The following is a 19,269-nucleotide window of genomic DNA, read 5'->3' on the forward strand; positions in this document are numbered from 1 at the left end:
CTCGTGAGGCTTGATATTTTTTAAGCCCGGAGGCTTTGATATCTGCTCTCGAGTGCCCACACAGATTGTCTGATAAATTGTTAAAGAGCGGTGCATCCAGCGGCTCAGCCTGCTGCTGCGAGGTGGCGTATATTACGCTACTCTCTGTGTCAGTCAAGCGTTTATTTTCGCTCTGACTGACGGTGACTTTCATCACCTCAACACCGCATTCCGTAAGCCGTTGTGCCGTGTCGATGGAGGCGCATTATAGGGAGTCGTTCAGAGAGCGCAACAGCTAAATTGCAGAAAAATGACCGTTCGCTGCATTCCACAGCAAAACCCCGCCTTATACGTGATTACCCACAAAGTTATCCACAATGCATTTCAAAACGAATTTTTGCGAGCAGCACGCAAACGTTTTCGCTACAATGCCCCGCGACGTCACGGATGCCCCTTTTCGGGGCGTTACCTGAAGTTTCGCCTCTTTTTATTCATAAGAAGATCGCTAAGCTTGATGTAACGCTCTTATTTACGCGAAACAAAGCCAAGGGATAAAACCACCATGCAACAACGTCGTCCTGTACGCCGCGCTCTGCTGAGTGTCTCAGACAAAGCAGGTATCCTCGAATTTGCTCAGGCGCTCTCCAGCCGCGGCGTCGAACTCCTCTCTACAGGCGGAACCGCTCGCCTGCTGGCCGATGCGGGTCTCGCCGTTACCGAAGTGTCTGACTACACCGGCTTCCCGGAAATGATGGATGGACGCGTCAAAACGCTGCACCCGAAAGTGCATGGCGGCATTCTGGGTCGTCGCGGCCAGGATGATGCCATTATGGCGCAGCACGCTATCGAACCTATCGATATGGTGGTGGTTAACCTCTATCCCTTCGCGCAAACCGTCGCGCGCGAAGGCTGCACGCTGGAAGATGCGGTCGAGAATATCGATATCGGCGGCCCGACCATGGTGCGCTCAGCCGCCAAGAACCATAAAGACGTAGCGATTGTGGTCAAGAGCAGCGACTACGACGCCATTGTGGCGGAGCTGGACGCCAACGAAAACTCGCTGACGCTGGAAACCCGTTTTGACCTTGCGATTAAAGCGTTTGAGCATACCGCGGCCTACGACAGCATGATCGCCAACTACTTTGGCTCGCTGGTTCCCGCCTATCATGGGGAGCGTAATCAACCCGCCGGCCGTTTCCCGCGCACGCTCAACCTGAACTTCATTAAGAAGCAGGATATGCGCTACGGCGAAAACAGCCATCAGGACGCCGCCTTCTATATAGAAGAGAACGTGCAGGAAGCGTCGGTGGCGACCGCGCAGCAGGTGCAGGGCAAAGCGCTCTCCTATAACAACATTGCCGATACCGACGCGGCGCTGGAGTGCGTGAAGGCGTTCAGCGAAGCGGCGTGCGTTATCGTCAAACATGCTAACCCCTGCGGCGTCGCCGTTGGCGCATCGATCCTTGAGGCGTACGAGCGCGCTTATCAGACCGACCCGACCTCTGCCTTCGGCGGCATTATCGCTTTCAACCGCGAGCTGGATGAAGCCACCGCGCAGGCGATCATCAGCCGTCAGTTCGTCGAAGTGATCATCGCCCCTTCCGCCAGCGAAGCGGCGCTGAAAGTTACGGCGGCCAAGCAGAACGTTCGCGTGCTGGTTTGCGGCCAGTGGCAGGCGCGCGTCGCCGGTCTCGACTTTAAACGCGTTACCGGCGGCCTGCTGGTGCAGGATCGCGATCTGGGCATGGTAGACGCGAGCCAGCTGCGCGTGGTCAGCAAGCGTCAGCCGAGCGAGCAGGAGCTGCGCGACGCGCTCTTCTGCTGGAAGGTCGCGAAGTTCGTGAAATCCAACGCCATCGTTTATGCGCGCGACAATATGACCATCGGCATCGGCGCCGGCCAGATGAGCCGCGTCTACTCCGCTAAGATCGCCGGCATCAAGGCGGCGGACGAAGGGCTGGAGGTAAAAGGCTCGGCGATGGCTTCCGATGCGTTCTTCCCGTTCCGCGACGGTATCGATGCCGCGGCGGCCGTCGGCGTCACCTGCGTTATCCAGCCGGGCGGCTCTATTCGCGACGAGGAGGTTATCGCCGCGGCAGATGAGCACGGCATCGCCATGATCTTCACTGACATGCGCCACTTCCGCCATTAATTATCCGGAGAGCAATATGAAAATTTTAGTGATTGGCAACGGCGGTCGTGAACACGCTCTGGCCTGGAAAGCGGCGCAGTCGCCGCTGGCGGAAACGGTATTCGTCGCGCCCGGCAACGCCGGCACCGCGCTGGAGCCCGCGCTGCAAAATGTTGATATCAGCCCGACCGATATCCCTGCCCTGCTGGCGTTCGCCCAGCGCGAAGCGATCGACCTGACCATCGTCGGTCCGGAAGCGCCGCTGGTTATCGGCGTGGTCGACGCCTTCCGCGCGGCGGGTCTGAAGATTTTCGGCCCGACCAAAAACGCCGCGCAGCTGGAAGGCTCCAAAGCCTTTACCAAAGATTTCCTTGCCCGCCACCATATTCCTACCGCGGAGTATCGCAACTTTACGGATGTTGAAGTCGCGCTGGCATACCTGCACGAGAAAGGCGCGCCTATCGTCATCAAGGCCGACGGTCTGGCCGCCGGTAAAGGCGTGATCGTCGCGATGACGCTGGAAGAAGCTGAAGCGGCAGTGAAAGATATGCTGGCCGGCAACGCCTTCGGCGACGCGGGCCATCGCATCGTGATTGAAGAGTTTCTCGACGGCGAAGAAGCCAGCTTTATTGTCATGGTTGACGGCGAACATGTGCTGCCGATGGCCACCAGCCAGGATCACAAGCGCGTCGGCGACGGCGATACCGGCCCGAACACCGGCGGCATGGGCGCCTACTCTCCTGCGCCGGTGGTTACCGACGAGATCCACCAGCGCGTTATGGATCAGGTGATCTGGCCGACGGTGCGCGGCATGGCGGCGGAAGGCAATGTCTATACCGGCTTCCTGTATGCCGGTCTGATGATCGATCAGTCGGGTCAGCCGAAAGTCATCGAATTCAACTGCCGCTTCGGCGATCCTGAAACTCAGCCGATCATGCTGCGCCTGCAGTCGGATTTGGTTGAACTCTGCCTGGCAGCCTGCGACGGCGTGCTGGATCAGACCGATTCAAAGTGGGATCCGCGCCCGGCGCTAGGCGTCGTCCTGGCGGCGGGCGGCTATCCGGGCGACTACGTCAACGGCGAGCAGATTCACGGCCTGCCGCTGGAGCAGGTTGACGACGGCAAGGTATTCCATGCCGGAACGCGCCTCGAGAACGATCTGGTGCTGACCAACGGCGGCCGCGTGCTCTGCGTTACCGCGCTGGGCGACGACGTGGCGGCGGCGCAAAAGCGCGCCTATGAGCTGGCTCAGCCGATCTCCTGGAACGGCAGCTTCTGCCGCCGCGATATCGGCTATCGCGCCATTAACCGCAAGTAAGCAAAAAGGGCGCGTTATGCGCCCTTTTCTCTGCCTTAAAAATCTTCTTCTTTCGGCTGCGCATCGCAGCTTTCTCCCGGCGAAGCGCGCAGCAGCTGCGTGCCTTCGGGCGCTTCCAGCCAGGAGACCAGCAGCGGCGCGGCGCTGCGTCTCTGCTGCTGCGCCAGCGTCTGCAGCGCGTAATCATCAAAGGATGGCGACGCGCGCCCGCCGTCGCAGAGGGCGATTTGCTTCGCGCCCAGCCACTGGCCCTGCTTCAGCATCACGCGACCGCTGAGCAGCGCATTACTCTGCGCCAGCATTCGCTGCGCATCGAACTTATAGAGCTCTACCGTATCCGGGTCGACCGCTTCGCGCCGGCCGGCCAGCTGCCGCTGCATAAAGCTCAGGCTGCCGTCCTGATCGAAACGCAGGGTGACATCGTCGGGCTGCTTGCCGCTGACGTGGCGCGCGACGCTGACCAGCTTCTCCTCTTGCCACACATAGTCGGTGGTTTCAGTTGCGTCGCCGTTGAAAGGCGTATAGAGGGTACGCAGATGAATTGTGAGATGGCTGTTTTTGCGCCAGATGCGCACCGCACCGCGATCGGCAAGATAGCCGCTGGCGCTAAAAGGAGGCGTGTCGGGCGTAGAACCGCAGCCGGAAAGCAGTAGCAAGGCAAGCAGGGCAAAACAAGAGGGCGAACGCAGGTTCGGCATAGCTGGCCCCTAATACAAAAGGGGCCGATTCGCCCCTTTTTTTAAAATTCTGACCGCAGTGCGACGTCTTATTTAACAGAGTCTTTCAGCGCTTTACCAGACACGAATGCCGGTACGTTTGCCGCAGCGATTTTGATCTCTTTGCCAGTTTGCGGGTTGCGACCGGTACGCTCAGCGCGGTGGTTCACTTTAAAAGTGCCAAAACCAACCAGTTGTACAGCATCACCTTCTTTCAGAGACTCAGTGATCGCAGCCAGAGTTGATTCCAGAGCCGCTTTAGCCTGGGTTTTCGACAGGTCCGCTTTTTCCGCGATCACATCAATCAGTTGAGTCTTGTTCATAAGTTATCCTTAAAGTGTATTTATCGCTTGCTAAGCAACGAGTGCGAGGGAAAAGCCATATTCTGGCACTCTTCAGCCTGCACGCACCGATAGCCACAATTTTCAGCCCCCCAAATGTAGACCAGAGAGGGGGCCGATGTGAAGCCTCCAGGCGCGCTAATTCGGGCCTGAAGTCACGTTTTCCCGCCTTACTGCTGAAAATTTATACCGATGTTGCTGATTCCCGCCTCCCGCAGGTCCAAACGCAAACCTTTGATCAATTCAAGGTCTCGTTCTTCGCAGTCGGCAAGCAGGCGGAAAATCTCCCATTGCAGGTCCCATTCGTCGATAACGGCTGGGTTTTCGCGCAGCTCTTCGTCGCTCATTTCGCGTCCGGCCTGGGTCATTTCCAGCATCGCAACGGTGGTGATCGACGTCTTGCTGACTTCAATCGCATGCTCCAGCGTTTCGCCGCTCAGCATCGCGTGCAACACTTCGCTTAGCGCCACGCAGGCGTCGATAGCTGGATAAACGCCGTACACCTCGAAGGCGTCGCCGTCGGGAATGGCGGCTTCAAGCTTTTCCAGCTGGCTGTCGAAGTTGATTTTGGCATCTTTAACCGTCAGGCTTTCCCAGATCAGATCAAGAAGACGGCGATAAAGCGCCGGATCGGCGAATTCCGTCTGCTGGCAGAATGCCCAATAGTTGGGGAACATACGCTCGCACAGGCAAGCCATAAACGTCAGATGCTGCCAGCTTTCCAGCTTAGCCAGACGCAGGTGAACGGGGTTTTGTAACATGAACAGGGCTCTTCATCGTTTAGCTGGCGGCAGTGTACCGCAAAAGCGCCGCGCGCACAGCGTTAAAGCGCGCTTTGCCAGCGCTGAAAGGCGGTGCGGTTGGACGCCACGGCATCGGCCCAGCGCGTGGGTTCCGGCAGGCGATAGCCGCCCATGCAGTTTTCTACCCAGTGCAGCGCGCTGTCCAGGCTGACGCGGTGTCCGGTCGCCACGAAAAGCGGGTTGCAGCGCGCTTTGCTGCGCCATACCCAGCCAATCTGCTCGCCTTTGTCTATCAGCGGCTGGCGCGAGCCCGGCTCAGCGCCCAGATCGGCAAAGCGACCGCACAGGCGCTTTTTCGCCACGCCGATAGTCGGCACGTCTACCAGCAAGCCAAAGTGCGAGGCGACGCCGAGACGACGCGGGTGCGAAATGCCGTGTCCGTCGACGAAAAGAAGATCCGGTTTGCGCTCGAGCATTTCCCATGCCGCCAGCAGCGCAGGATATTCGCGAAAAGAGAGGAAGCCGGGAATATAAGGCATGGTGGTAGCGATACGCGCGATGCGATGCTCCACCAGCTTCAGGGAAGGATATTCGAGGATCACCAGGGCGGCGCGCGTCACCGCCCCTTCCTGCTCGAAGCCGACGTCGGCGCCGCCGATAAAACGCGGCGGCAAAACGTCGAAATCATCCTGCCGCACCACCTCTGCAGCGCGCTGAATCTGCTCCGCGCGCAGTGCAGCAACGTCCATACTTACTCCTGATGATATTGGCCTGAGAGACGGTGCACCGCCTCAACGAACACGCCCGCATGCTCTGGCGGCACATCCTGATGGATGCCATGCCCCAGGTTGAAGACGTGACCGCTGCCCGCGCCGAAGCCGTCGAGAATGCCCGCGACCTCCTGCTCAATACGCGCAGCTGGCGCATAAAGCATAGACGGATCCATGTTGCCCTGCAGCGCCACTTTGTCGCCGACGCGACGACGCGCTTCGCCGATGTCGGTGGTCCAGTCGAGACCAAGGGCGTCGCAGCCGGTTGCGGCCATCGCTTCCAGCCACTGTCCACCGCCTTTGGTGAAGAGCGTAATCGGCACGCGGCGCCCTTCGTTCTCATGCAGCACGCTGTCGACGATTTTATGCATGTAGTAGAGCGAGAACTCCAGGTAATCGCGGCCGGTCAGCACGCCGCCCCAGGTGTCGAACACCATCACCGACTGCGCGCCCGCGCGGATCTGCGCGTTGAGATAAAGCGTGACGCTGTCCGCCAGCTTATCGAGCATCGCATGCAGCGTTGCCGGATCGGCGTACATCATTTTTTTGATTTTCGTGAAGGCTTTGCTGCTGCCGCCCTCTACCATGTAGGTCGCCAGCGTCCAGGGGCTGCCGGAGAAACCGATCAGCGGCACTTCGCCGTTAAGGTTTTTGCGAATGGTGCGCACCGCATTCATCACATAGCCAAGTTCCTGCTCGGGATCGGGCACCGGCAGTTTGTCGACATCGGCGCGGCAGGTAACTGGATTAGAGAAACGCGGGCCTTCGCCGGTTTCGAAGTAGAGTCCCAGCCCCATCGCGTCGGGGATCGTCAGGATATCGCTGAAGAGGATCGCCGCATCGAGCGGATAGCGGCGCAGCGGCTGCAGGGTGACTTCACACGCCAGTTCGGCGTTTTTGCACAGCGACATAAAATCGCCGGCTACGGCGCGCGTCGCTTTGTACTCCGGCAAATAACGCCCGGCTTGTCGCATCATCCATACCGGCGTGATATCGACCGGTTGACGTAACAGGGCGCGCAGATAACGATCGTTCTTCAGTTCACTCATTTCAGGACTCTCTCAATTTCAGGCGCGTAGTGTAACACTTCTTACGCCTCACCGCGGCAGATGGCGACGGTATCTTCGATTAGCCGGCGCGCCACGGTGCCCGGCGGCGGCAGCTGCGGCAGCGCGTCGAAGCGGTACCAGCCGGCGTCCAGCAGCTCTTTGTTATCGATTTGCAGATCGCCGCCGTCATATTCCGCCATAAAGGCCATCATCAGCGAGTGCGGAAAGGGCCAGGGCTGCGACGTGACGTAGCGTAGGTTTTTGACGCGGACGTTGCTCTCTTCCATTACCTCACGCGCCACCGCCTGCTCCAGCGTCTCCCCTACCTCGACAAAGCCCGCCAGCACGGTATAGATGCTGTTGCGATGACGCGCATGGTTGGCCAGCAATATCTCGTCGCCGCGCCGGATGGCGACGATAATGCAGGGCGCGATTTGCGGATAGTAGCGCTCGCGGCAGTGTCCGCAGAGGCAGGCGTTTTCATGCTTGCTCAGATGCATTTCGTGGCCGCAGTAGCCGCAGAAGCGATGGGAGCGGTAAAACTCCGCCAGCTGCACGGCGCGCCCGGCCAGCTGAAACAGCCCTGGCTCTTCATCGATCAGCTGGCGCACCGAGAACATGTCGCGATCGCGGCTCTCACACACCAGCCATACCGTTTCGCCCTGCCACTCGCCGACCGCCTGCGCCTTGCTGCCTGCGAGCTTAAACGCAGCGGCGCTGCCGTGCGGCAGATCGCCTTGCGGCAACCAAAGTTTCTGTTCATGGCTGACAATCCACCATCCAGCGTCTACGCTTGAGATCTCATGTTGCATCTAATCGTCATCCTTAGCGTCTTATCAATACGCTGAAGTCCTGATGTTAAGTGTGTAGACAAACAACTATACCCTAAATCGTCCAGCTTGCAGGCGGCGCCAGGCCAGCCGCAGCGTGACGGGAAGGGCACTTTCTTTACATGGAGTCAGATATGCTTAACCAGTTAAACGTCCTGACTGAGCGCGTAGGTGGCAGCAACGAACTGGTAGACACGTGGCTGGACGCCCGTCGCCAGCTACTTGTTTCTTATTACCACCTGGTTGGGCTGAAGCCTAACAAAGAGGCGCTCACGACGTTAGACGAGCAGGCGCTCGACAACTTTTGTCACAGCCTGGTCGATTACCTTTCCGCCGGTCACTTCAGCATTTATGAGCGCATCATCAATGAGATGGAAGGCGATAGCCCGATGATCGCCGCCGCGCAGATTTATCCGCCGCTGGAGGGCAACACCGAGCGTCTGATGCAGCTCTATGACGGCCATCTGCAGCAGTCTATCGACGACGATAACTGCGTCGATTTTCAGCTGGCGCTGTCGGAAGTCGGCGAAGTGCTGGAAGCGCGTTTTACGCTGGAAGACAAGCTGATCCAGCTTGCCTGGGACAACCGCCTGGTGCGCGCGCCGGTGGCAAACGACAGCAGCCAGCTGTCGCGCCCGGCTTAAGGTTAGTCAGTTGTAAATCGCTTGTTATTCTAAAGCAGCCCTTCTATGCTGAACGGGTTTTCGACGATAGCGCCGAAAACCCGTTTTGTTTTTTGTGCGATATGCACGGGCGTTTTGCGTGTAAAGCGTAAAACAACATCTTGTCGGAGTGCCCGCAAGGGCTGAGACCGTTAATTCGGGATCCGCGGAACCTGATCAGGTTAGAACCTGCGAAGGGAACAAGAGTAAACATCATCAGTGCGCTGGCGATTTTGCCTGCCGTTTCTGTTACTCCTTCCGAACTCCGGACAAGCAACGTTCCCCCTCAACAGGAAAATTGCTATGTCTATGACCAAAACCAACCGACGTGAACAGCGCGCTCAGGCGCAGGCCTTTATTGAGGCGCTGCAGAGCGGCATCGCCTTTCCCAACTCGAAACGTATCTGGATCCAGGGCAGCCGTGACGATATCCGCGTGCCGATGCGCGAGATCCAGCTCAGTCCGACGCTGCTCGGCGGCGATAAAGATCGTCCGCGCTATGAAGAGAATGAGGCGGTGCCCGTCTACGATACCGCCGGTCCCTACGGCGATCCCGATGCCGTTATCGACGTACAGCGCGGACTGGCGAAGCTGCGCGCCGACTGGATTGTCGCGCGCGACGACAGCGAGGCGCTGACGCACACCAGCTCGCGCTATACGCAGCAGCGTCTGGCCGACGACGGGCTCGATCATCTGCGTTTCGAGCGGCTGCCGCAGCCGCGGCGCGCAAAAGCGGGACGACGCGTTACCCAGCTCCACTATGCCCGTCAGGGCGTCGTCACGCCGGAGATGGAGTTTATCGCGCTGCGCGAGAATATGGGCCGCGAACGCATTCGCAGCGAAGTGCTGCGCCAGCAGCATGACGGCCACGGTTTCGGCGCGCAGCTGCCGGAAAACATCACCCCTGAGTTCGTACGCCAGGAAGTGGCCGCCGGACGCGCCATTATTCCCGCGAATATCAACCATCCCGAATCGGAGCCGATGATTATCGGCCGCAACTTTCTGGTCAAGGTCAACGCCAATATCGGCAACTCGGCGGTCACCTCCTCTATCGAAGAAGAGGTGGAGAAACTGGTCTGGTCGACCCGCTGGGGCGCCGACACCGTGATGGATCTCTCCACCGGTCGTTATATTCACGAAACGCGCGAGTGGATCCTGCGCAACAGCCCGGTGCCCATCGGCACCGTACCGATTTACCAGGCGCTGGAAAAGGTCAACGGCGTCGCGGAAAACCTCGACTGGGAAGTGTTTCGCGACACGCTGCTGGAGCAGGCGGAGCAAGGCGTCGATTACTTCACCATCCACGCCGGCGTGCTGCTGCGCTATGTGCCGATGACGGCGAAGCGCCTGACCGGCATCGTTTCGCGCGGCGGGTCGATTATGGCGAAGTGGTGTCTGTCGCATCACCGCGAAAGTTTTCTCTATACGCACTTTCGCGAAATTTGCGAAATCTGCGCCGCCTACGACGTTTCGCTGTCGCTTGGCGATGGCCTGCGTCCCGGCTCGATTCAGGACGCCAACGACGAGGCGCAGTTCGCCGAGCTGCGCACGCTGGGCGAGCTGACGAAGATCGCCTGGGAGTATGACGTGCAGGTGATGATCGAAGGGCCCGGCCATATTCCTATGCAGATGATCCGCCGCAATATGACCGAGCAGCTGGAGCACTGTCACGAAGCGCCGTTCTATACGCTCGGCCCGCTGACCACCGATATCGCCCCCGGCTACGATCACTTCACCTCCGGCATCGGCGCCGCGATGATCGGCTGGTTCGGCTGCGCCATGCTCTGCTACGTGACGCCCAAAGAGCATCTCGGCCTGCCAAATAAAGAGGACGTTAAGCAGGGATTGATTACCTATAAGATCGCCGCCCATGCGGCGGATCTGGCGAAGGGGCATCCCGGCGCGCAGATCCGCGATAACGCCATGTCCAAGGCGCGCTTTGAATTTCGCTGGGAGGATCAGTTCAATCTGGCGCTCGATCCTCATACCGCGCGCGCCTATCACGACGAAACCCTGCCGCAGGAGTCGGGTAAAGTGGCCCACTTCTGCTCGATGTGCGGGCCAAAATTCTGCTCGATGAAAATCAGCCAGGAAGTGCGCGACTATGCGGCGAGCCAGGCCGAGGCGCAGCCGATCGCCATCGGCATGCAGCAGATGTCTGAAACCTTTCGCCGCCGTGGCAGCGAGCTTTACCACTCAGCCGACGCGCTGAACGAGGAGAAACGATGAACGCCCCTTTCCCTGCCACCGCCTCGCGCTTAGGGCTCTATCCGGTCGTCGACAGCGTGGAGTGGATTGCGCGACTGCTGGAGGTCGGCGTGCGCACTATTCAACTGCGTATTAAAGATCGTGAGGAGAAGGCGGTAGAGCCTGCGGTTATCGAGTCGATCGCGCTCGGCAAGCGTTACAATGCCCGTCTGTTTATCAACGATTACTGGCAGCTGGCAGTTAAGCACCGCGCCTACGGCGTGCATCTGGGTCAGGAGGATCTGGATGTCGCGAACCTGAACGCCATTCGCGAGGCGGGCCTGCGGCTGGGCGTGTCGACGCACGACGACCACGAGCTGGACCGCGCGCTGGCGATACGCCCTTCCTATATCGCGCTGGGGCATATTTTCCCTACCGAGACCAAGGCGATGCCCTCCGCGCCGCAGGGGCTGACCGAGCTTCAGCGGCATATCACGCGGCTTAAGGGCGTTTCAACCGTGGCGATTGGCGGCATCAGCCTGGCGCGCGCGCCGGCGGTGCTGGCGACCGGCGTCGGCAGTATCGCCGTCGTCAGCGCCATTACCCAGGCGCCGGACTGGCGCGCCGCGACCCAGGCGTTGCTGGCGCTGGCGGAACCGCCGGAGGCGTAACGCGCAACGCGCCACGCAAAAAGCGGCAACATCCTGCAACAGCGGTAAAAAGAGTGGAAAACGGCGCGCAGCGAAAGGCTTTCTTGCTCGCGCCGTTATTCTGCTGCGCTACAGTGGCTTTCGCCGGGTATCCGCCCGGCCAGGGCCAGAACCTCCCCTTCACCTCTCTGGCCCTGCCTCAACTATTTAGCCAGGAGGGTGTCATGCTGCAGGGAGTGTGGAGAGTGTTCGCCCGCGCAGGCGGCTATCGCGCGCTCGACCGCCTGACCGACTTTTTCCAGCGCCTGTTCGACACGGTCGTCCGGCGTTACCGCGAAGCTCAGTCGCAGGCAGTTGCGATATTTTCCCGATGCGGAAAAAAGCGATCCGACCGCAATCTGAATATGCGAATCGCGCAGCTCGCGATTAAGCCGCACGGCGTCAAACGCTTCCGGCAGTTCAACCCACATCATAAAGCCGCCCTGCGGACGCGAGACGCAGATGCCGCAGGGAAAATAGTGGCGTACCCAGCAGCTGAAGCAGTCGTAGTTGCGCTGATAAAGCTGACGCATGCGCCGCAGATGCGGCTGATAGTAGCCCTGGCGAATAAACTCCGCCATCGCATGCTGCGCCAGCGTGTTGCTGGAACCGGTGGCGATATATTTCATATGCAGCACGCGATCGCGATAGCGTCCTGGCGCAACCCAGCCGATGCGCAGGCCTGGCGCCACGGTTTTCGAAAAAGAGCTGCACAGCAGCACCCGGCCGTCCAGATCGAGCGATTTCAACGTGGCGGGCCGTGGATACTCCCAGGCCAGCTCGCCGTAAACGTCGTCTTCAATCACCGCTACGTCAAAACGCTGCGCCAGCGTCAGCAGCGCGCGCTTACGCGCCTCCGGCATAATAAAACCCAGCGGATTGTTACAGTTAGGCACCACCATAACCGCTTTGATTGGCCACTGCTCAAACGCCAGCTCCAGCGCCTCCAGACTGATGCCGGTGACCGAATCGGTAGGGATCTCAATGGCGCGGATGCCGAACCCGCGCAGGGTCTGCATAATGCCGTGAAACGACGGCGACTCGACCGCAATAATATCACCCGGCTCACATACCGCGCGGATCGAAACCGACAGCGCCTCATGGCAGCCGGTGGTAATGACAATATCGTCAACCGACAGCTGACATCCGCTGTCGATCGCCAGCCGCGCCACCTGCTCTCGCAAGCCGGTTACGCCATACAGATTATCGTAGCTGAGAAGCTGCGTTTCCTGCCGCTGCGCCTGCCGGCTGAGAATTTTCCACAGCGGTTTCAGGGTCGGCTGGGTGAGGTTGGGCATGCCGCTGCCCAGCTGCAGCGTATCGCCTTCCTGACGACTCTCGAGCAGATCCAGCACCGACTCCCACTGAGTGATCTCTACCGGACGCTGCACCGGACGCGTCAGCGCCGGCACCGGCGGCGCGGCCTTGCGCGGCGCGACGAAATAGCCGGAACGCGGCTGCGGCGTAATCAGCTGCTTCTCCTCCAGCACGTGGTACGCCTGCTGCACGGTGCTAATGCTGACGCCATGTTCAAGGCTCAGCGTGCGCACTGACGGCAGCTTTTCGCCGCTGCGGAAAAGCCCCTGCTCAATACGCTGCGCCAGATGCATGGCCAGCTGTTGATAACGCGTCATGTTCGGCTCCCGTCAGGCTGAGAAGTTAAAAAACAGTACAGACAAGATGATTTTTTACCATTCAGACGCCGCTTACGGCAATCTGTATGTTAAACAAAATCGAATTTTGCGTCTGTATCCTTTGCGTCATCAGGCGGAAACTATTCCTCAGTTCACCTGATGAGGAAAGTAAAATGGGATACGAAGAAAACTGTGCGGCAAAACCTTTTTCAGTTACGCCCTGGTCTTTGCTACGCGCTATCGTGCGTAGCCTGAGAGAGCTCCACCAGCGGCGTAAGACGCGGCTCATCCTGCTGCACCTCAGCGATGCGCAGCTCAAAGATATCGGTCTGACGCGCGGCGATATTGAAAGCGAGAAACGCTAGCGTGCTGACCATCCATACAGCGCGTCTCGTCCTCTTTTTTACCCTGGCGGACACTAAGATCCCGTCCGCCAGCAAGCAGCGCCTTTACGCGCGAGAGCTACACCAAAGATTCATAGGGCAGGAAAAGCCCGATTAAAAAATCGATAACCGTCTGCGTTCGTCGGGGCGTTAATCGCCGTTCCAGACGCAGCACCCACATATTTACTCTCTCTGTCCGCCAGGCTTTCAATATCTCAACCACTTCGCCGCTGGCGAAATCGGATGCGCCCAGCCAGGCAGGTGCCCAGCCTGTGCCGCACCCGGCGCGAATCATCTGCCACGCAGCCTGACCGTCATCGAACAGATAGCGCGAGGCGGGCTCCCAGCGCACCGCTCTGCCATCCTCAGGCGAACGAAAATGCCAGGCGTCCGCTCGTCCTTTATTAGGATTCCAGAAGCCTATCTGACTATGCGCGCTCAGCTCGGAAGGCGTAGCAGGTTCGCCGTGCTGCGCCAGATAGCCGGGCGTTGCGCAGGCGACCCAGGGAAAGCTAAAGAGCTTGCGAGCGGAGTGACCCGGCCAGGCTTCCAGCGGGCCGGAGCGGATCACGAAATCAAAGCCGCCGCTCGCTAAATCCACCATCGCGTCGCTGAAGTGCATTTCCAGCGAGATCTCAGGGTGCGCGGCAAGGAAGGCTGGCAGCGCTGGCATGATACAGACGCGTCCAAAAGAGGACGGCACAGAGATGCGCACCCGGCCGCTGGCGCCCTCGCCCTCGATGCCGCTCAGCGCGTTTTCAACCTGAGAAACCTCCTCCAGCAGCCCGCGCGCCAGCATCAGCATTCTCTCGCCCTCTTCGGTCAGCGACAGCGCGTGCGTGGTGCGGTGCAGCAGGCGCACGCCATGCTGGCTCTCGAACCGGCTTAACGCTTTAGAGACGGCCGAGGTGGTTGTGCCGGCACGGCGCGCGGCTTCGGCAAAGGATCCGGCTTCAACGATACGCGCGAACCAGAGCAGCTGCGTCAGGCTGGATGAAAAGAGCGGTGTTGCCATCTGGTCAATATCTCCTTGCTGCCAGGCAGCCTACAAGCGCCTGGCTACGGCTGATAACGTTGAGCCTCTTAAAGGAGATCATGATATGAAATTTTTAGTTCTACTCACACCTGCTGCCGGTCGCGATCCGGCAGAATTCAAGTCTTATGCGGTGGCAGAGATGCAGGGGGTATGGCATGACTACAAGGCTGGGGCGCTGCGGGAGATCTATTTTTCTCCCAGTCCGGTGACTGTTAGCGTTATTTACGAGACCTTCGCCCGTGACGAGCTGGAAACGCTGGTGTCGCGTTTGCCGATGGTCGAGGCCGGTTTGCTCACTGTACAGATTATTGAAATGGGCCCGATGCACAGCTTCGAAGTGCTGTTTGCGCCCACGGCGGCATGAACCGTACGACGTTCAGACCGGCGTTTGTTCAGGCCTTACCACCAGCTAGCGTGTTAAACGGTTCATCTAACGTGGCGGCTATCTCTTCTACATGCAAAAAAAAACCCTGCCGAGGCAGGGTTTTTATTACGCGAGGAGCGATTAGTCGTTGTCGCTGCCGCCGAGACCGGCGTTCAGCAGTTCAGCCAGGCTGGCAGAGGCTTCATCCGCAGTAACCTGCGGCGCTACCGGTGCTTCACCTGCGGCTTTACGACGCATACGATCCTGATGGTAAGCGTAACCGGTACCGGCCGGGATCAGACGACCCACGATCACGTTCTCTTTCAGACCGCGCAGTTCGTCGCGCTTGCCTGCAACAGCGGCTTCGGTCAGGACACGAGTCGTCTCCTGGAACGAGGCTGCCGAGATGAACGATTCGGTTGCCAGTGACGCTTTGGTGATACCCAGCAGATCGCGCATGTAGGTCGCGCCGATTTTGCCGTTCGCTTCGAGATCGCGGTTAGAGATCTTGATGCGAGAGACTTCCGCCTGCTCACCTTCCAGGAAGTCGGTGCTTCCCGCGCTCATGATGGTTGCTTTACGCAGCATCTGACGAACGATGACTTCGATGTGCTTATCGTTAATCTTAACGCCCTGCAGGCGGTAAACTTCCTGCACTTCGTTAGTGATGTAACGGGTCACAGCATGGACGCCACGCAGACGCAGAATATCGTGCGGCGATTCCGGACCGTCGGAAACCACGTCACCACGTTCTACGCGCTCGCCTTCAAACACGTTGAGCTGACGCCATTTCGGGATCATCTCTTCGTACGGCTCGCTACCATCAACCGGCGTAATCACCAGACGACGTTTACCTTTGGTCTCTTTACCGAAGGAGATAATACCGCTGATCTCCGCCAGGATTGCTGGCTCTTTCGGACGACGCGCTTCGAACAAGTCGGCAACGCGCGGCAGACCACCGGTGATGTCCTTGGTACCGCCAGATTCCTGCGGCACACGCGCCAGGGTGTCACCGGAGCTGATTTTCTTACCATCTTCCAGCTGCACGATCGCTTTGCCTGGCAGGAAGTACTGAGCCGGCATGTCGGTGCCCGGGATCAGAACGTCTTTGCCCTGCTCGTCGACGATTTTCAGCGCCGGACGCAGGTCTTTACCACCAGCAGTACGCTCTGCGGTATCCAGAACCACCAGCGAAGAGAGGCCGGTCAGTTCGTCAGTCTGACGCGTGATGGTCTGGCCATCAATCATGTCAGTAAAGCGAATGAAGCCGCTTACTTCGGTGATAACCGGCATGGTGTGCGGATCCCAGTTCGCTACGGTTTCGCCCGCTGCAACCTGTTCGCCGTCGCCTTTCGCCATGGTCGCGCCGTAAGGGACTTTATAGCTCTCTTTAGTACGGCCAAACTCATCGATCATTTTCAGTTCGACGTTACGCGAGGTAATAACCAGTTTGCCAGCGGAGTTGGTTACCGACTTGGCGTTGGTCAGTTTGATAGTACCTTTGTTCTTCACCTGAATGCTGGATTCAGCAGCCGCACGCGATGCCGCACCACCGATGTGGAACGTACGCATGGTCAGCTGTGTACCCGGCTCACCGATGGACTGTGCCGCGATAACACCGATCGCTTCACCTTTGTTGATGATGTGACCACGTGCCAGGTCGCGACCGTAGCAGTGGGCGCACACGCCAAAATCGGTTTCACAGCTAACAACGGAGCGAACCTTGATGGTGTCGACAGAGTTCTGTTCGACCACATCACACCAGTGCTCATCCAGCAGCGTGTTACGCGGAACCAGGATGTCAGCGGTGCCCGGCTTCAGCACGTCTTCTGCGGTCACACGACCCAGTACGCGCTCGCGCAGCGGCTCTTTGACGTCGCCGCCTTCGATAACCGGCGTCATCATGATGCCTTCGAAGGTGCCGCAGTCGTCTTCGGTCACAACCAGATCCTGCGCAACGTCAACCAGACGACGCGTCAGATAACCGGAGTTCGCGGTTTTCAGTGCGGTATCCGCAAGACCTTTACGCGCGCCGTGGGTCGAGATGAAGTACTGGAGTACGTTCAGACCTTCACGGAAGTTCGCGGTAATCGGCGTCTCGATGATGGAGCCGTCCGGCTTCGCCATCAGACCACGCATACCTGCCAGCTGACGAATCTGCGCCGCAGAACCACGCGCGCCGGAGTCAGCCATCATAAAGATGCTGTTAAAGGAAACCTGTTTCTCTTCTTCGCCGTCACGGTTAATCACGGTTTCAGTCGAGAGGTTTTCCATCATCGCCTTCGCTACGCGCTCGTTCGCCGCAGCCCAGATATCGATGACTTTGTTGTAACGCTCGCCCGCGGTAACCAGACCAGACTGGAACTGCTCCTGGATTTCAGCCACTTCCGCTTCCGCTTCGGTGATGATTTCCACTTTCTTCTCTGGGATAACCATGTCGTCGATGCCGACAGACGCGCCTGAACGGGCAGCGTAGGCGAAACCGGTGTACATGGTCTGGTCAGCAAAGATAACGGTCGGCTTCAGGCCCAAAATGCGGTAACAGGTGTTCAGCATTTTGGAGATAGCTTTTTTGCCCAGCGCCTGGTTAACGATAGAGAACGGCAGACCTTTCGGCACGATCATCCACAGGATGGCGCGGCCGATGGTGGTGTCGATGATGCTGGTTTTAGCAACCCACTCATCCTGCTCGTTTTTCTCGTGTTCGGTAATACGTACCTTCACGCGAGCGTGCAGCGATGCGAGGCCAGCGCGGTAAACACGCTCGGCTTCTTTCGGGCCGGTCAGCACCATGCCTTCGCCTTTGGCGTTAACACAGTCGCGGGTCATGTAGTACAGACCCAGTACAACGTCCTGAGACGGAACGATGATTGGCTCGCCGTTCGCAGGTGACAGGATGTTGTTGGTAGACATCATCAGCGCACGCGCTTCCAGCTGAGCTTCCAGCGTTAGCGGTACGTGAACTGCCATCTGGTCACCATCGAAGTCGGCGTTATAGGCCGCACACACCAGCGGGTGCAGCTGAATAGCTTTACCTTCGATCAGAACCGGTTCAAACGCCTGGATACCCAGACGGTGCAGCGTCGGCGCACGGTTCAGCAGAACCGGGTGCTCGCGGATAACTTCATCCAGGATATCCCAGACGACCGCTTCTTCGCGCTCAACCATTTTCTTCGCGGCTTTGATGGTGGTGGCCAGGCCACGCAGCTCCAGCTTGCCGTAGATGAACGGTTTGAACAGCTCCAGCGCCATTTTCTTCGGCAGGCCGCACTGATGCAGACGCAGGTATGGACCTACGGTGATAACAGAACGACCGGAGTAGTCAACGCGCTTACCGAGCAGGTTCTGACGGAAACGACCCTGCTTACCTTTGATCATATCGGCCAAAGATTTCAGCGGACGCTTGTTGGAACCGGTGATCGCACGACCGCGACGGCCGTTATCCAGCAGGGCGTCGACCGCTTCCTGCAGCATACGTTTTTCGTTGCGTACGATGATGTCCGGCGCAGCCAGATCCAGCAGACGCTTCAGACGGTTGTTACGGTTGATAACGCGACGATAGAGATCGTTCAGATCCGACGTAGCGAAACGACCGCCGTCCAGCGGAACCAGCGGACGCAGATCCGGCGGCAGCACCGGCAGCACGGTCAGGATCATCCACTCCGGCTTGTTGCCAGACTGGACGAACGCTTCCAGCAGCTTGATGCGCTTGGTCAGCTTCTTACGCTTGGTCTCGGAGTTGGTTTCGTTCAGCTCTTCACGCAGCTGCTCGCACTCTTGCTCCAGATCCATATTTTTCAGCAGAGCCTGGATCGCTTCGGCGCCCATTTTCGCGTCGAATTCGTCACCGAACTCTTCCAGCGCGTCAAGGTACTGCTCTTCGGTCAGAATCTGACGTTTTTCGAGGTTGGTCATGCCACCTTCGACAACAACGTATGATTCAAAGTAGAGCACGCGTTCGATATCGCGCAGCGGCATATCCAGCAGCAGGCCGATACGGGACGGCAGCGACTTCAGGAACCAGATGTGCGCGGTCGGAGAAGCCAGTTCGATGTGGCCCATGCGCTCACGGCGCACTTTGGTCTGGGTCACTTCGACGCCGCACTTCTCACAGATCACGCCGCGATGTTTCAGGCGCTTGTACTTACCGCACAGGCACTCGTAATCTTTTACCGGTCCGAAAATACGGGCGCAGAAAAGACCGTCACGCTCAGGCTTGAAGGTACGGTAGTTGATGGTTTCCGGCTTTTTCACTTCACCGAACGACCAGGAACGGATCATGTCTGGCGAAGCCAGCGCAATTTTGATCGCATCAAACTCTTCGGTCTTAGTTTGCGCTTTCAGAAACTTAAGTAAGTCTTTCACGGATTAGCTCCCGTCGGAGTGGAACTCTCAGGGGCGCGCAGCCGAAACTGCGCGCCCCATAACCAGTACTTG

The 19,269-nt window shown here is 58.8% G+C and carries 16 protein-coding genes and 1 riboswitch; of the genes, 7 read left to right on the top strand and 9 right to left on the bottom strand.

Going from position 1 to position 19,269, the window contains the following annotated elements:
- Window positions 1-541 precede the first annotated feature (541 nt).
- Window positions 542-2,131 (top strand): bifunctional phosphoribosylaminoimidazolecarboxamide formyltransferase/IMP cyclohydrolase, encoded by a 1,590-nt coding sequence (gene purH / locus AC6I7Z_RS17925; protein ID WP_497815195.1) that lies wholly within the window; start codon window positions 542-544, stop codon window positions 2,129-2,131.
- A 16-nt stretch (window positions 2,132-2,147) separates the two neighbouring features.
- Window positions 2,148-3,428, top strand: coding sequence for a phosphoribosylamine--glycine ligase (gene purD / locus AC6I7Z_RS17930; RefSeq protein WP_497815196.1), 1,281 nt, complete (start codon window positions 2,148-2,150; stop codon window positions 3,426-3,428).
- A 35-nt stretch (window positions 3,429-3,463) separates the two neighbouring features.
- Here purD and AC6I7Z_RS17935 read toward each other — a convergent pair whose 3' ends face one another.
- The 6 genes from AC6I7Z_RS17935 to nudC all read right to left on the bottom strand — a co-directional run bounded on the left by AC6I7Z_RS17935 (window position 3,464) and on the right by nudC (window position 7,859).
- Window positions 3,464-4,126: a DUF1481 domain-containing protein gene (locus AC6I7Z_RS17935; protein WP_497815197.1), complete on the bottom strand. Its 663-nt coding sequence runs from the start codon at window positions 4,124-4,126 to the stop codon at window positions 3,464-3,466.
- Between the two features lie 68 nt (window positions 4,127-4,194).
- Window positions 4,195-4,467, bottom strand: a complete 273-nt coding sequence (gene hupA, locus AC6I7Z_RS17940; RefSeq protein WP_033755847.1) for a nucleoid-associated protein HU-alpha — start codon at window positions 4,465-4,467, stop codon at window positions 4,195-4,197.
- Between the two features lie 188 nt (window positions 4,468-4,655).
- Window positions 4,656-5,246, bottom strand: a complete 591-nt coding sequence (locus tag AC6I7Z_RS17945) for a YjaG family protein (RefSeq protein ID WP_033793167.1) — start codon at window positions 5,244-5,246, stop codon at window positions 4,656-4,658.
- Window positions 5,247-5,308: 62 nt separating this feature from the next.
- Window positions 5,309-5,977 carry a deoxyribonuclease V gene (gene nfi, locus AC6I7Z_RS17950; protein WP_497815198.1) on the bottom strand — a complete coding sequence of 223 codons (669 nt, stop codon included), beginning with the start codon at window positions 5,975-5,977 and terminating at the stop codon, window positions 5,309-5,311.
- A 2-nt stretch (window positions 5,978-5,979) separates the two neighbouring features.
- The gene (gene hemE / locus AC6I7Z_RS17955) at window positions 5,980-7,047 is read right to left on the bottom strand and encodes a uroporphyrinogen decarboxylase (protein ID WP_497815199.1); all 1,068 of its coding nucleotides are present in this window, start codon (window positions 7,045-7,047) and stop codon (window positions 5,980-5,982) included.
- Window positions 7,048-7,088: 41 nt separating this feature from the next.
- The gene (gene nudC, locus AC6I7Z_RS17960; protein ID WP_497815200.1) at window positions 7,089-7,859 is read right to left on the bottom strand and encodes an NAD(+) diphosphatase; all 771 of its coding nucleotides are present in this window, start codon (window positions 7,857-7,859) and stop codon (window positions 7,089-7,091) included.
- 152 nt (window positions 7,860-8,011) lie between these two features.
- Between nudC and rsd the strand changes: the two genes are divergently transcribed.
- From rsd to thiE, 3 genes are all read left to right on the top strand, one after another.
- The gene (rsd, locus tag AC6I7Z_RS17965) at window positions 8,012-8,521 is read left to right on the top strand and encodes a sigma D regulator (RefSeq protein WP_497815201.1); all 510 of its coding nucleotides are present in this window, start codon (window positions 8,012-8,014) and stop codon (window positions 8,519-8,521) included.
- Between the two features lie 134 nt (window positions 8,522-8,655).
- Window positions 8,656-8,756, top strand: a riboswitch (TPP riboswitch).
- An 86-nt stretch (window positions 8,757-8,842) separates the two neighbouring features.
- Window positions 8,843-10,768 (top strand): phosphomethylpyrimidine synthase ThiC, encoded by a 1,926-nt coding sequence (thiC, locus tag AC6I7Z_RS17970; protein ID WP_497815202.1) that lies wholly within the window; start codon window positions 8,843-8,845, stop codon window positions 10,766-10,768.
- Entirely contained in the window at window positions 10,765-11,397 is a 633-nt protein-coding gene (gene thiE, locus AC6I7Z_RS17975) for a thiamine phosphate synthase (protein WP_497815203.1), read from the top strand. The genes thiC and thiE overlap by 4 nt, the downstream gene beginning before the upstream one ends.
- A gap of 182 nt (window positions 11,398-11,579) precedes the next feature.
- On the opposite strand, the gene AC6I7Z_RS17980 is transcribed toward thiE, so the two are convergent.
- Window positions 11,580-13,049: an aminotransferase-like domain-containing protein gene (locus tag AC6I7Z_RS17980; protein WP_497815204.1), complete on the bottom strand. Its 1,470-nt coding sequence runs from the start codon at window positions 13,047-13,049 to the stop codon at window positions 11,580-11,582.
- Window positions 13,050-13,222: 173 nt separating this feature from the next.
- Here AC6I7Z_RS17980 and AC6I7Z_RS17985 point away from each other — a divergent pair, with 173 nt between their 5' ends.
- Window positions 13,223-13,414, top strand: coding sequence for a DUF1127 domain-containing protein (locus AC6I7Z_RS17985; RefSeq protein ID WP_497815469.1), 192 nt, complete (start codon window positions 13,223-13,225; stop codon window positions 13,412-13,414).
- A 97-nt stretch (window positions 13,415-13,511) separates the two neighbouring features.
- Here the strand turns inward: AC6I7Z_RS17985 and AC6I7Z_RS17990 are convergent, their stop codons facing one another.
- Window positions 13,512-14,447, bottom strand: a complete 936-nt coding sequence (locus AC6I7Z_RS17990; RefSeq protein WP_497815205.1) for a LysR family transcriptional regulator — start codon at window positions 14,445-14,447, stop codon at window positions 13,512-13,514.
- An 85-nt stretch (window positions 14,448-14,532) separates the two neighbouring features.
- On the opposite strand from AC6I7Z_RS17990, the gene AC6I7Z_RS17995 reads away from it, so the two are divergent.
- Entirely contained in the window at window positions 14,533-14,832 is a 300-nt protein-coding gene (locus tag AC6I7Z_RS17995; protein ID WP_497815206.1) for a hypothetical protein, read from the top strand.
- A 141-nt stretch (window positions 14,833-14,973) separates the two neighbouring features.
- Here AC6I7Z_RS17995 and rpoC read toward each other — a convergent pair whose 3' ends face one another.
- Window positions 14,974-19,197, bottom strand: a complete 4,224-nt coding sequence (gene rpoC / locus AC6I7Z_RS18000; protein ID WP_497815207.1) for a DNA-directed RNA polymerase subunit beta' — start codon at window positions 19,195-19,197, stop codon at window positions 14,974-14,976.
- Between the last annotated feature and the right edge of the window lie 72 nt (window positions 19,198-19,269).

Source organism: Pantoea sp. X-Soil-MYKO-1289, assembly GCF_059730625.1.